Genomic DNA, 13,048 nt, shown 5'->3' on the forward strand with positions numbered 1-13,048 from the left:
CTCCCGTCGTGGACCGTTGTCGTCACGGCCCTCTGTCTCGTTCGACGCGCCGGGACGCCCGACGGTTCCATTCGGAACGAAATCGACGGTTCCGATTCGGGAGCGAGCGGTCAGATACCCCGTTCGATCACCGCGGCGGTGACGCGGTCGTCGATCGACGACACGGGGTTCTCACGTGCCACCCAGGGATCGCCACCGAAGTACTTCGCGAAGATCTTCTCGGCTGTGCGGGTGGCGAGCGCCTGCGTCGTCAACGTCGGGTTCGGACCTCCCAGACTGTTGGCGAGCGCCGAATTGTCGGCGACGAACAGCCTTTTCACCCACCGCGCTTCGGCGTCGGCATCGAGCACCGAATCCCGGTCGCTCACCCCCATCCTCATGCTCGACTGCGAGTGCAGGATCAGCGGCGGCCAATCGCAGCGATGCACCCTCTTCGCACCCGCCGCCCTCATCAACTCGACGGCCTTGCGGGTCGCGTAGTCACGATTGCGGCGGGTACGAGCCGAGCGCCGACGATGCTGCACGGTCACCCGCGGCGCCGGACCTCCTTCGTCCGGATACAGGATCGGTGAGAGCGTCACGCGGTTGTCAGGTTCGACGTCGTCGTCCGAGATGACGAGCGCCGCGAGGACGCGGTCGGCGTCCGCCATCGTGTCGAGCAGGTCGCGTCCGACGAGCCGCCCCATACTGTCGGCCCCCGCGGAATCGACGACACCGCCGGCACGTCCGTACCCGTGGATGCCGGAGTCGCTGAAGTTCAGCGCATACGCGATCAACGCCGGGGGCAGACCGACCTGCTCGATCCCGCCGTAGCCGGGCAGATCGACGCGAGCGTTGGAACCCGGTCCGCGCGTCTGTCCGGTGTACTCGTCGAAGACGCCGAAGACCGCGTCCATGTGGTGGTCGGTGAGACCGCGGCCGACCCAACCGTTCGGATTCGGCAGCGTCGAGTTCAGCCACAATCGCGGGCTCTCGATGCACCCGGCTGCCAGCACCACCACCGGGGCGGTCGCCTCGTGCTCCTCCCCCGCTGTCGTGAACCGCACGCCGCGTGCCACGGTCTCCCCGTTCACCTCGTCGACGAGAATCTCGGAGACCACCGCATCGGCGATCAGAGTGACGGCACGCCCCGGGGATGACCACGCGTCTGCGGTGAGCATCATCGGGACGTACGAGTTGTCGGTGGACCGTTTGGCCTTGAGATTGCGCGGCGCCCCCAGCGGCAGGAAACAGCCCTGATAGCAGTGCCCGCACATCGTGCAACCCCGTGCTTCGGGATGGTGCAGACGCGCGCGGTCGCGGGTGCGTCCGGCGGTGCCACCGGGTTGGAGGATCGCGTTCTGCTGGGCGCGGTGGGCTGCCCCGGTGGTGTCGAGCGAGGTCTGGTGCGGCAGACCCATGGCGGCTGCGCCCCGCAGGAACAATTGCTCCTTGGCGCCCATCGGTGCGGTCTGCACGGGCAACGTGGCCTCCACCCACTCGTAGTAGGGACGTAGATCGTCGTAGCCGAAGGGGAACAGGTGCGCCGTGTCGTACATGTCGCGGTCGGCGCCGTCGTATCCGGAGAACGCGCCGGGTGCCGCCCGCGGTGAGTTGCCGAAGAAGTGGAGCGTGGTGCCCCCCACGCCGGACACCTGCCACACGAACGAGTTCTGAGGCAGATCACGCAGCCACGGCGTGCCCGAGCGGTCTCCCGGCCCGTGGCGGAACAGCCCGGTGATCGGATTGTTGATGTCGTCCTCGAAGTGGGTCCACTCGTTCTCCGGGTCGGCGAAGCGAGGTCCTGCCTCGAGAACGAGCACGTCGAGGCCGCGCGCTGCGAGCTCCTTGGCCACGACGGGTCCGCCGCCACCGGCCCCGATGACGATGACGTCGGTCATCTGTCCCCCACCTCGTCGATTCCGCCGTAGTAGCCCAGGAACTCGTCCCACCCGTCGCTCGGCCCGGCATAGCGGCTCAGCTCCCAGCCGACCGGGCGTCCCGTGATCTGCCGGCGCGCGCGGTCGTAAGCGGAGACCTCCGCGAAGGCCGCGAAGGCCGCCAGGGTGGGGATCGCGTTGACCATGAACTTCAGCACCAGACCTTCGAAACGCGGGTCGGTGTCGAGCCATTCCAAGACCTGCGCTTTCGCGGCGTGACTCAGGTTCGCGAAGGGCGCCGCGAACGGCCCACTCACCGAACGCGGGTCGGCGGTGACACCGAAGGTGTTGAGCAGCACCGCGATCGCCGCGGCGCCGGGCAGGTTGCCCGCCTCGGGGCCGAGCAGCGGCATCGGCGACGCCTGGTCCAAAGTTCGCTCGAGGGATTCCGCCGTGCCGACGGTGACGCCACCGGGCCTGTCGGTCCACACGCCCTGCTGGTGCGAGTACAGGTCGTTGCCGGGTACGACGAACGCGAGCACTCCGTTGATCGTGTCGCGCACCGGAGGCGTCTCGCTCGGCGGACTCGCGGCCGACTCCCGCGCGAACACCCCTGCGGTGCCGACCAGGGCCGCCATGGTCGTGGCCATTCCGGCGAGAAAACGCCGCCTGTTCCAGTACCCCTGTTGCGCGTCGTCCACGTCGCCCCCTCGTCGCTTCCGGCGTGCAGCGTACGAGATGTCACGGAACGGGTGCGGTATTTCGCCCGAATCCCACTTCCCAGCACCCCCGTAGTGCGAACACGGATCAAGGTTCCGGCACGAGATCGTCCTCGCTCGATGTGCTCACAGGGACCCGATCGGACACTCCGGGAGTGCTCGGCACCGAAGGCGAGCTGCCGGTCGTCACACCGCCGCAGTCGTCCCCGTTCGAGGATTCGGTAGTGCACGACGCGGCACCGGAGAGTGTCACGTAGGTCGGTGGCCCGGGCAGGTTCTGGTTGATGACGAGCACCGCATCGAACTCCCCTTCGTCCACTGCGGAGTAGATCGTGACGAGGAGGCTGCACGATGATCCCGACACCACAGAGGAGCAATCACCGGAGTAGTCGAACCCGGCGACATTCGGGCCCTCGAGTTCGAGCGACGTAACCTGCAGGTCCTCTGTTCCCACACTGAGAACTTCTATCGGTCCGCACGTCGAGCCGCTACCACTGGGCTCGCATTCGACGGCGGAACCCACTTGTATGCCTGGTCCGGGCATCGACGTGCCATCCGGGTGGACCTCGGAAGCCGAACTCGTCCGGCCGGAAGCGGCGATGCTGTCCGTCTCGACGAACGTTCCTTGCCGGTCGGTAGCGAATGCCTGTCCCCCCACCAGCCAGTTCGGTTGCCGTGAACCCGGTCACCGTGATCAGCAGGGCTACGAGCGCCAATCCGCAGATTCCGGCGATTCGAGCGGGACCGCGGCCATGAGTCGTGATGATCGCAGCCACTACTGGTCCTGCAGCCGCAGCTGCCGGCGTGCCCGCGCGGCCGGCACCGAAGGCCGGTGTGATCACCGTGCACACCACGGAGGCGAGGACCGCGAACATCAATGACGAAGGATTCAGCACATTCGTCTCTTTCAGCGTGCCGGTGATCGACTCTGTCGTCTGCCCATCCTTCGAAGTCATGATTTCAGTCCGAACTCGTTCCGGTTTCTCGTTTGTCGGCACCACGCACGGTCTCGAGTACGACTTGCCCCTGCTGGTCGACGAGTCTCGTGAACAGTTGCTGCCCGTAGCCGAATACCAGCGCCCAGGCGACGATCTGCGCCGAGGTGTCCAGTGCGCCGAGTCCCGGGACGAACTGGCCGCGCAGCAACAACAACCCCAGGAACGCAGTGATCGCGCCCATCGGGAGCTTGAGTGCAACAAGTGCAACCGGTAGGCCGTACCGCTCGGACGAGCCCTTGAGACCGCGTATCGCGGCTGCGGCGGCTATGGCAGCAGCCGTCGTTCCGACCAGTTCGATGACGAGGAGATCCGCCGGTCGAACGGTAGCTCTGACCATGTCGTCGACCCCCTGCCCACCCGATGCCATGCCCCCGCTCGGGAGGAAGGGTCCGGACTGGCCGTTCGGGCACACCACCATTGCCCTGCCCGATTCCTCCGGCGCGAAGCACATCGGAACCAACTGTGGGTAGATCAGGCCGGTGATCGCGATTCCCACGGCGAGGAGCGTCAAGAGCACGGTCGTGGTCACCACAATGTTTCGAAAACTGCGGAGCCGCACTTGCTCTCGGAGACCGGCCGAACTCGCTGCCCGCACGATGGCGACGATCTTCCGTCGCTCCTCCTCTACCATCCGTTCCTGATCTGCCCGATTGGGTTCGGTGGGAGTCGGCAGCGACTGATCGAACTCTCCCATCCCGAGCCTCCGCGCGAAGCGCTCGAATTCCTGCCTACGGGGATCGTTCGGACGCAGGTGGCACTGCACGTGCCTGAGCAAACAGGGCATCCGACCGAGTACATCCGCAGCCGGCTCCAGGTTCAACAGATGGGCTTCGCCGGCGTCGAGGTTGCTCATCGCGCGTTCCATCAATGGACCGCTGTGCAGAACGAGGAGTGGTCGGCGCAACCGCGACTTTCCCCATTCTGCAGCGCCGCGAGCTGCTTCGAGATGCCGACGAACGGCTCCGCACAGGACGCGTCCCTCCGTATGTGTCTGCTGCTGTTCCACGCATTCGCAGATCGCTTCGAGTTCCGCAGCACGCGTCAGCGTGCCCTCCTGCCATCCGGCACTCACGGGACCGCCCATGTCGGGAAACTCGACAGTCTTCCCGCCGGAGGCGAGGAGCACCGGGGGTGGTTGTCCGTCGGATCGTGTGGTCGCGGTAGACATCGGTACCTCCGGTCGACGTCTTGCGTCGATACCGAGGGTGCCGCACTTCGAACTCCGAGGCACGGGTAGTTCCCTACCTGATTGCGGTCGACAGGTGGAGGGCCTGCGTGCAGAGAGCAGGTCTTCACCCGTCTGGTCCTCCTTCACTCACACGCGCCACAGGATGTCGAGAACAGACCGACGTCGGTGCGCCTTGCTGCGGTTTGCCACCTTCCCATCCGGTGGTAATCATCATTCGAACGACGTTGCGAGATGCGGTCTCGCAAATGCTCTTCTCGATCAGGTCCGGTCCGGTCCGGTCCGACGGGATCGAGTAACGCACTACTCGTGCTGATGCCTGCCGACGGCGCACACTGGGAATATCGATTCGGTGGACACGGAAGCGTCCACCCGTCCGAGGAGAAGTAATGCGAATGCAGAAGACGGAGCGACGAGTATCGCATCGGTGATCCCGCCTTCCGGCGGTCCGATCCCCGTGCGCCCTCACTTCGTGTCGCATTCGGTTCCGGCCCTGCCCTCGACTCCGTCGAACGCCGACTTCGTCCAAGGACCCCGTCATGTCCTCGCACCGAGCTGCGGTTCCGCAGCTCTCGTCACCGACATCCGTCGACCCACCACCCACCCATCACGACATCCTCGCGGTGCTGCTCCCCCTGCTCGCAGCGCTGTTCGCCGCATTGCTCTCGGGCACCGTCGCGATCCCCGCACTACCTGCCGTCACAGCAGAACTCGGTGGCGGCTCCGTCGGCCTGACCTGGATCATCACGGTCGCTCTCCTCGCCAACGCGACCACCACCCCGGTCTGGGGATCGATATCCGACCGCTACGACACGCGTCTTCTCGTCCAGGCGGCGCTGTTGACATTGACGGCGGGGTCGGTGATCTCGGCCTGCGCTCCGGCTCTGTCCGTTCTCCTCGCCGGTCGCGTGGTGCACGGGGTCGGTCTCGGCGGCGTCGTGGCCGTGACCGTGGCGGTGCTCGGCGCTCTCATCCCGCCGCGGGAACAGGGCCGTTATGCCGGGTACGGCGCCGTGGTCATGGCGGTGTCGATGGCGGGCGGTCCGCTCCTCGGCGGCGCACTCGTCGACACTCCTCTCGGTTGGCGGGCCTGTTTCCTCGTGCCCGCGGTACCGGCCGGCGTGGCGCTGGTCGCACTGCGACGCAGGCTGAAGTCGCGGCCGCGCAGCTCGTCGGATGCGCGGGTCGATTGGGCCGGCGCGGTACTGCTCACAGCCGGGGTGACGCTGGTGCTCGTGTGGGTCAGCTCCGGCGGCAGCCGGTTGTCGTGGCCGCAGGTCGGATACCTCGTCGTCGGCGGGGTCCTGCTCGTCGCTGCGCTCGCGGTCGAACGCCGCACTCCCGTCCCTGTGGTGCCGGTGGATCTGCTCGGGCAGCGCACCGTCGCGTGCGCTCTGATCACGTCCGTGTCGTCCGGGTTCGCGTTCTACGCAACGCTGTCCTTCCTCAGCGAGTACTTTCAGGCGGTGCGCCACCACACGGCCACTGCCACAGGGATCCTGCTGACCCCCTTGGTGTTCGGACTCGCGTCCTCCTCCTACACCTCGGGTCGTCTCATCGCTCGCTCCGGCAGGTGGAAGGCACTGCTCGTGGCCGGGTCCGTGCTCCAGGTCGCCGGATGCGCGATGCTCGCGTGCGCCGACGGCAACACCGCTCCGTGGTGGATCGAGCTCGCAGTCCTGCTGCTCGGTCTGGGGATCGGGGTCCTGCTGCAGAACCTCGTGACGCTGGTCCAGAACGCCGTCGCCCCGGAGCGTTTCGGTGCGGCCGGTGCGGCGGTCTTCTTCTTCCGCCTCATCGGAGCGGCCGTGGGTCTGCCCCTCCTCGCCGCGACGGTCCCGCCCCACGGCGAGGGCACCGACCGGGTCTTCCTCCTGCTGGCGGTGCTGTCCGTCGTCGGACTCGTCGCGGTCGCCCTGCTGCCGAACCAACGGCTGCGCACCTCCTTGGCCACAGCGGAGGAACCATCGCGGTGAAACGGCTCGCGCCGACAGCCGGATACAGGACAATTTCGGTGAGGCGAGCGCCCATGAGAGGAGCCGTGATGAGCACGCCGAGGACGATCACAGGCGAAGTGAACCCGGAACGTGATTGCCCGAGCGACTCGTCGCTGGTGCGGCTGAGCTACCACCGCAACTTCCCGCTCCCGATCGGCGAGGTCTGGGCGGCACTCACCGACTCCGAGAAGCTGGGTCGCTGGTACGGCACATACACCGGCGACCCGGCCACGGGCCGTGTGCGGTTGACGATGACCGACGACCACGACTCGGCCACCACATACGTGGACATCCTTCGGTGTTCTCCCCCGGACGGATTCGCCGTCGACGTGGACGGGTGGCAGCTCGAGGTTGCGCTGCACCAGGTCGGAAAGGTCACCACCCTTGAGTTCACGCACCGTCACGTTCCGCGCTCGGAAGCCGGAGAGATCGGGCCGGGCTGGCAGTACTACCTCGACCGTCTCGACGCAGCACTGGCCGGCACCCGCCCACCGTCATGGGACGACTATCTCGACCTGGTCGACGAATACCGCTGACCGGCACGGACGCGTCCGATGCAGGAACGCCGTCCGACGCGTCGGACGGATTCGAGTAGTGCACTACCCGTGAGACGTCCTGTCAGGGCTCCTAGCGTCGGGTCTACCAGCCGGACGCATTCAGGGAGTCCTACTATGCCGCAGCCCGGAACAGACACACAGCAGACCGAAACAACGACGAAGAAAGGATCGAAGAACATCGTCCTGTGCTTCGACGGCACCGGGAACGAAATTCGCGCCACGGGGAACACCAACGTCGTCCGATTGTTCCGAGCACTCGAGAACACCACGGGCGAACAGATCGTCTACTACGACCCGGGGGTCGGCACATTCTCGTCGGCCGGCGCGTCGACACGCGTCGGGCAGAAGATCTCGCGCACGCTCGGGCTCGCATTCGGCGTCGGAATCAAGACGAATCTCGCGGAGGCCTACGCCTTCCTGATGAACCAGTGGGAGCCGGGAGATCGAATCTATCTCTTCGGGTTCAGCCGAGGTGCGTACACGGCCCGGGCGTTTGCGGGCATGTTGCACGTCATCGGCATTCCACGACCGGCGGCAGAAAACCTCGTCCAGTATGCGATCGCCAGGTATGCGCCCCGGGGCGAGTGGACAGAGGAGAACGAGAAAGCCGCCCAGGAATTCTCCGCCACCGTGTGCCGTGCGCCGAACGGCTCGTTCTCCGTTCCTGTGCACTACCTCGGCATCTGGGACACTGTCAGCGCCCCCGGCCTGTTCCGGCGAGACCTTCACTTCGTGAAGACCGAGGACCTCCCGAATGTGGAAGCAGGTCGGCATGCCGTCTCGATCGACGAATATCGCAGGCCGTACAAGGCGGACTTGGTGACGAACGCGGCGATCCAAGAAGCCTGGTTCACCGGCGTCCATTCCGACGTGGGTGGCGGATTCAAGGACGACAGACTCGCCAACATCTCGCTTCTGTGGGTGCTCGACGGGGCACGTGAGCACGGGGTACTGCTGCGTCGGAAAGCGGAGTTGCGTGGACTTCCCCAGCGGGACAAAGAGTACGCAAAGGCGAAGCCGAATCGTATGGGCCGGATCTGGATCCTTGCCGGTCGCACACGGCGCCCGATCCCACCCGACGCGAACTTCCACGCGAGCGTGCTGTTCCGGTGGGACGACTTCCGAGACGGCCCGGACGATCCGGCATGCATCGACGACGGCTGGTGCGACCCGGAACCTCCGGACGATCCCGTGCCGCTCGCTCTCTCGGAATCACGCGGCGACCCGGAGTTGCCCGAATCGTAAGCTCCAGCGCCCGCAATCCTCTACTCACCCGGTGGGTTCGCCGCCCTCACGAGTCTCGATCGAAGGTGTCGCCGCTCGGGTTCGGTACCGGCGAGCTCGAGCGCGCGCCGATACGCCTCGGCCGCTTCACCTTTCCGACCGACCCGGCTCAGCAACTCGGCCCGCGCCACCGCGTACGGCCCGTAGTCGCGCAGACTCGGCTCCTCCACGAGACCGTCGAGGAGTTCGAGTCCGGCCGCGGGCCCGTCGCGCATCGCCACCGCCACGGCGCGGTTCAGTGCGACGACCGGCGACGGGCTCAGTGCGGTCAGCACGTCGTAGAGCGCGACGATCTGCGGCCAGTCGGTGCTGTCGACGTCGTTCGCTTCGTCGTGCAGTGCGGCGATGGCGGCCTGCACTCCGTACGGGCCGGGTGGTCCCCCGGTGAGTGCGGCGACCACCAGCGAACTGCCCTCCTCGATCATCGAGCGGTCCCAGCGGGTGCGGTCCTGTACGTCGAGCAGCATCATCGCGCCCGACGGGTCGGTGCGTGCGTCCCGGCGTGCATGGACGAGCAGCATGAGCGCGAGCAGCCCGCTCACCTCCCGTTCCGCCGGCATCAGGCGGTGCAGGATGCGCGCGAGGCGGATCGCTTCCTCGGCGAGGTCGAGGCGTTGCAGATGTTCGCCGCTGCTCGCGACATAACCCTCGGTGAAGATCGAGTAGAGCGCCGCAAGCACCGCCGGTAGTCGCTCCGGCAGTTCGTCGGGGCCCGGCACCCGGAACGGAATGCGAGCACCGCGGATCTTCTTCTTGGCCCGCACGATCCGTTGCGCCATCGTCGGCGGCGGAAGGAGGAAGGCGCGGGCCACCTCGTTCGTCGTGAGCCCGCCGAGGCAGCGCAGGATCAGCGCGACGCGGTCGTCGGCGGCGAGGGCGGGGTGGGCGCAGGTGAAGAACAGTTCGAGGCGGTCGTCCGGCAGCTCACCGGTCTCGGGTGGTTCGTTCGACGTGCGACGTTCGGTGTCGATGGCGAGTTCGGCGAGGCGTGTCGCATACACGCGGTCGCGGCGTACCCGGTCCAGCGCTCGGCGCCTCGCCGTGGTGAGCAGCCAGGCACCCGGACGCTCGGGCACCCCGTCGGCCGGCCAGCGTACGAGCGCCGTTTCCAGCGCGTCCGATGCGACCTCCTCCGCGAGGTCGAGATCGCCGAACCGATGGACGAGCGCGGCGAGGAGCCGGCCGTGTTCCTCCCGGAACACCGCCTCGACGGTCGCGGCCGGTTCCTCCATCGCTCAGTCCCCGAAGTCCGCGATCGGCCGCACCACGACCGTGCCGCCGTCCCTCGAACCGGGGCAGCGGGCCGCCCAGTCGAGTGCCTCGTCCAGACTGCCGACGTCGATGACGTCGTATCCGCCGAGCACCTCGCGGCTCTCGCCGAACGGTCCGTCTGTCACCGTGCGTCGCCCGTTCGCGTCGACCTGCACGGACGTCGCGGTGACGAGATCCTGCAAAGCGTGCCCGGACACGAGGACTCCCGCGTCGCGCATCGCCTTCTCGTAGTTCTGCCAGTCCTCGATGGTGCATGTGGGCTCATCGGTGGTGGATGCGTAGATCAGCAGCATGTACTTCATGGCGGTCGCTCCCGTCTGTGTGGTGTTCGTCCCTACACCATCACGACGAACGGACATGTGCCGGATCGACAACCCGACGAGAAACTCTTTCTAGCCGCTGTTGCGCAACGCGGTAGCAAGCCCGTTCATGGTGATCTGGATGCCGCGCCGGACCCGGTCGGTGTCCTCGCCGGCGCGGAACCGGCGCAGCAACTCGACCTGCAGATGGTTGAGCGGTTCGAGGTACGGGAAGCGGTTGTGCAGCGACCGCTCGAGGGCAGGATTGTCCGCGACGAGCGAGTCGTACCCCGTGATCTGCTCGTAGGCGACGACGGTGCGGGCGTGCTCGTCGACGATGCTGCCGAACACCCGCTCACGCAGTTCGGTGTCGTCGACGAGTTCGGAGTATCGGGCGGCCAGGCCGAGATCGGACTTGGCGAGCACCTGCGCCATGTTCGACAACACCGAACGGAAGAAGGGCCAGCGTCGGTAGAGATCCTGCAGAGTTGCCAATCGGTCCGGATCGCCGGATACCCAGTCGTGCACGGCCGTTCCGGTGCCGTACCAGCCGGGGAGCATCACACGGCTCTGCGTCCAGGAGAGCACCCACGGGATGGCCCGCAGGTCGCTGATCGCCTTCGTCTGCTTGCGGGAGGCAGGACGGCTGCCGATGTTGAGCGCCCCGATCTCCGAGACCGGTGTCGCCGTGGTGAAGTACTCGACGAAGCCCGGCGTCTCGTGGACCAGGCGGCTGTACGCGGCGCGGGCCAGGTCGGCGAGTTCGTCGAGGATCCGGTAGGCCTCCGGTGCGTCCTTTCCGAGGCCTTCGACGTCGAGCAGGCTCGATTCCAGTGTCGCCGAGACGAGCGCTTCGAGATTGCGGCGGGCGAGCACCGGTTCGCGGTACTTCGCGGCGATGACCTCACCCTGCTCGGTGAGGCGCAGCGATCCCTGAACCGCTCCTGGCGGCTGGGCGAGGATGGCGTCGTAGCTCGGTCCGCCACCGCGGCCGACGGTACCGCCGCGACCGTGGAACAGACGCAGCCGGATCCCGGCGGTGCGAGCCGCGTCGACGAGGTCGAGTTCCGCGCGGTAGAGCGCCCAGTTGGCGGCGAGATAGCCGCCGTCCTTGTTGGAGTCGGAGTACCCGAGCATGATCTCCTGCAGGCCGTCGTGCCCGTCGACGAGGCTGCGGAACTCGGGCACGGCGAGGGCCGCGGTCAGCGTGGCAGCGCCGCCGCGCAGGTCGTCGATCGTCTCGAAGAGCGGGATGACCTGCACCGTGCTGCGCGGATAGCCGCGGTCGAGGTCGAGCAGGCCGACCTCCTTGAGCAGTACCTCGACCTCGAGCAGCTCGGACACCGAGGTGCACATGCTGATGATGTAGTGCTCGATGGCGGCCGGTCCGATGCGGCGGACCACTTCGGCGGCGGCACGCAGGATGCCGAGTTCTTTCGCGGTCTCGTCCGACAGGTGCGCATCGGCGGCGGTGAGCGGGCGGCGAATCCGCAGTTCCGCGGTGAGGAGCGCGACCTTCTGGTCTTCCGGCAGATCGCGATAGCGGTCGGTGACCCCCGCCCAGGAGAGCAGTTCGGCGACGACGTTCTCGTGTACCTCGGAGTTCTGCCGCAGGTCGAGCGGTGCGAGGTGGAACCCGAAGACCTCGACGGCGCTGCGCAGGTGGGCGAGCCGGTCGTCGGCGATCACCGCGGCACCACCCGCACGCAAGGATGCGTCGACGATGTTCAGGTCGGTGTGCAGGCGGGCCGGGTGAGGATACGGTTCGCACGGGATGCGCACCGTGTGGGGCAGGTCGACGCCGGGCAGCAACCGTTCCGCGGTCGCGGTGAGGCGAGCGCGGATGCCGTGCACGGCACGCCGGTACGGCTCGTCACTGTGCGCGGGATCCTCGTCGCCCGAGTCGTCGGCGAGTTTCTTCAGGGCACCGCTGATGGTCGCGGTGCGTTCGGACATCGACAGTTCGCGTTCGAGCGCCGCGAGTTCGGTGAGGTGATGACGCAGCGCGGTCTCGCAGGCACGATTCGCGGCGGTGGTGACGACTTCCCCGTCGACGTTGGGGTTGCCGTCGCGGTCGCCACCGATCCAGGTGCCGGGCCGCACCAGCGGCTCGGTGAGCACCGCGGCGTCGGGCCAGCGTCGCCGGAGTTCGCGGCGCACTTCGGCGTTGAGAGCGGGCACGACGTCGAACAGCGCGAGGTCGTAGTAGCGCAGACCGTTGTCGACCTCGTCGCTGATCCGCAGCCGCGCAAGCCTGATGAGCGCGGTGTCCCAGAGGGTGAGGATGTGCCGGTAGAGCGCACGGTCGATCTCCTCGAGCGCGGCGGGGTCGTCGGTCTTCTCACGGCGCCGCATGAGGTCGGTGACGGCGGTCTGCACGTCGAAGACCGTGCGCCGCCGGGTCTCGGTGGGATGAGCGGTGATGACAGGAGCGACGAGGGCGGAGGACAGCGCGTCGGTCACGGTGCCGACGTCCAGGCTCGGGCCGGCCGCGTCGAGCTTGGCGTAGGTGGCGGCGAGACTGCTGTCCTGCGGCGGGTCGCCTGCCCGCACGTGCAGGGCGCGGCGTCGTTCGCGGTGCAGATCCTCGGCGAGATTGGCGAGCAGACCGAAATGACTGAACGCGCGGGCGACGGGAAGCAGGTCGTCGGTGGCGACGCCGGCGAAGCGGTCGGCGAGTGCGGTGCGGTCGATCTCGGAGCGCCGGATCCGGAAGCTCTCCACCCGGGCCGATTCGACCAGGTCGAAGGTGTCGGCTCCCGCCTGCTCGCGGATGACGTTGCCGAGGATGCCGCCGAGCAGGCGGATGTCCTCGCGGAGAGGTTCTGTCGCAGATGTAGGCACAGCGTCCGTCATACGGCCAGTATGTGTGCCTCG

General features: G+C 67.3%; 10 protein-coding genes. 3 read left to right on the plus strand and 7 right to left on the minus strand.

The features are described from left to right. Positions 1 to 110: 110 nt before the first annotated feature. The 4 genes from A8G18_RS17910 to A8G18_RS23455 all read right to left on the minus strand — a co-directional run bounded on the left by A8G18_RS17910 (position 111) and on the right by A8G18_RS23455 (position 4,105). Positions 111 to 1,880: a GMC family oxidoreductase N-terminal domain-containing protein gene (locus tag A8G18_RS17910; RefSeq protein ID WP_064064902.1), complete on the minus strand. Its 1,770-nt coding sequence runs from the start codon at positions 1,878 to 1,880 to the stop codon at positions 111 to 113. Further along, complete coding sequence (locus A8G18_RS17915) at positions 1,877 to 2,560, minus strand: hypothetical protein (RefSeq protein WP_064064903.1); 684 nt, start codon at positions 2,558 to 2,560, stop codon at positions 1,877 to 1,879. Before A8G18_RS17915 ends, A8G18_RS17910 begins: the two co-directional genes overlap by 4 nt. A gap of 106 nt (positions 2,561 to 2,666) precedes the next feature. Further along, the gene (locus A8G18_RS17920; protein ID WP_064064904.1) at positions 2,667 to 3,032 is read right to left on the minus strand and encodes a hypothetical protein; all 366 of its coding nucleotides are present in this window, start codon (positions 3,030 to 3,032) and stop codon (positions 2,667 to 2,669) included. A gap of 506 nt (positions 3,033 to 3,538) precedes the next feature. Beyond that, positions 3,539 to 4,105 carry a hypothetical protein gene (locus A8G18_RS23455; RefSeq protein WP_245207910.1) on the minus strand — a complete coding sequence of 189 codons (567 nt, stop codon included), beginning with the start codon at positions 4,103 to 4,105 and terminating at the stop codon, positions 3,539 to 3,541. A 1,196-nt stretch (positions 4,106 to 5,301) separates the two neighbouring features. Here A8G18_RS23455 and A8G18_RS17930 point away from each other — a divergent pair. The 3 genes from A8G18_RS17930 to A8G18_RS17940 all read left to right on the plus strand — a co-directional run bounded on the left by A8G18_RS17930 (position 5,302) and on the right by A8G18_RS17940 (position 8,561). Then, positions 5,302 to 6,738: an MFS transporter gene (locus A8G18_RS17930; protein WP_084421927.1), complete on the plus strand. Its 1,437-nt coding sequence runs from the start codon at positions 5,302 to 5,304 to the stop codon at positions 6,736 to 6,738. Positions 6,739 to 6,806: 68 nt separating this feature from the next. Continuing rightward, positions 6,807 to 7,295, plus strand: coding sequence for an SRPBCC domain-containing protein (locus A8G18_RS17935; protein ID WP_064064905.1), 489 nt, complete (start codon positions 6,807 to 6,809; stop codon positions 7,293 to 7,295). Between the two features lie 135 nt (positions 7,296 to 7,430). Then, positions 7,431 to 8,561 (plus strand): DUF2235 domain-containing protein, encoded by a 1,131-nt coding sequence (locus A8G18_RS17940; RefSeq protein WP_064064906.1) that lies wholly within the window; start codon positions 7,431 to 7,433, stop codon positions 8,559 to 8,561. 20 nt (positions 8,562 to 8,581) lie between these two features. On the opposite strand, the gene A8G18_RS17945 is transcribed toward A8G18_RS17940, so the two are convergent. The 3 genes from A8G18_RS17945 to ppc all read right to left on the minus strand — a co-directional run bounded on the left by A8G18_RS17945 (position 8,582) and on the right by ppc (position 13,027). Continuing rightward, on the minus strand, positions 8,582 to 9,832 hold the full coding sequence (locus tag A8G18_RS17945; RefSeq protein ID WP_064064907.1) for an RNA polymerase sigma factor: 1,251 nt from the start codon (positions 9,830 to 9,832) through the stop codon (positions 8,582 to 8,584). Positions 9,833 to 9,835: 3 nt separating this feature from the next. Next, positions 9,836 to 10,174, minus strand: a complete 339-nt coding sequence (locus tag A8G18_RS17950; protein ID WP_064064908.1) for a YciI family protein — start codon at positions 10,172 to 10,174, stop codon at positions 9,836 to 9,838. Positions 10,175 to 10,264: 90 nt separating this feature from the next. Then, entirely contained in the window at positions 10,265 to 13,027 is a 2,763-nt protein-coding gene (ppc, locus tag A8G18_RS17955; protein WP_064064909.1) for a phosphoenolpyruvate carboxylase, read from the minus strand. Positions 13,028 to 13,048 lie beyond the last annotated feature (21 nt).

This window comes from Rhodococcus gordoniae (genome assembly GCF_001646655.1).
In the GTDB taxonomy this organism is placed as follows: Bacteria; Actinomycetota; Actinomycetes; order Mycobacteriales; family Mycobacteriaceae; genus Rhodococcus; species Rhodococcus gordoniae.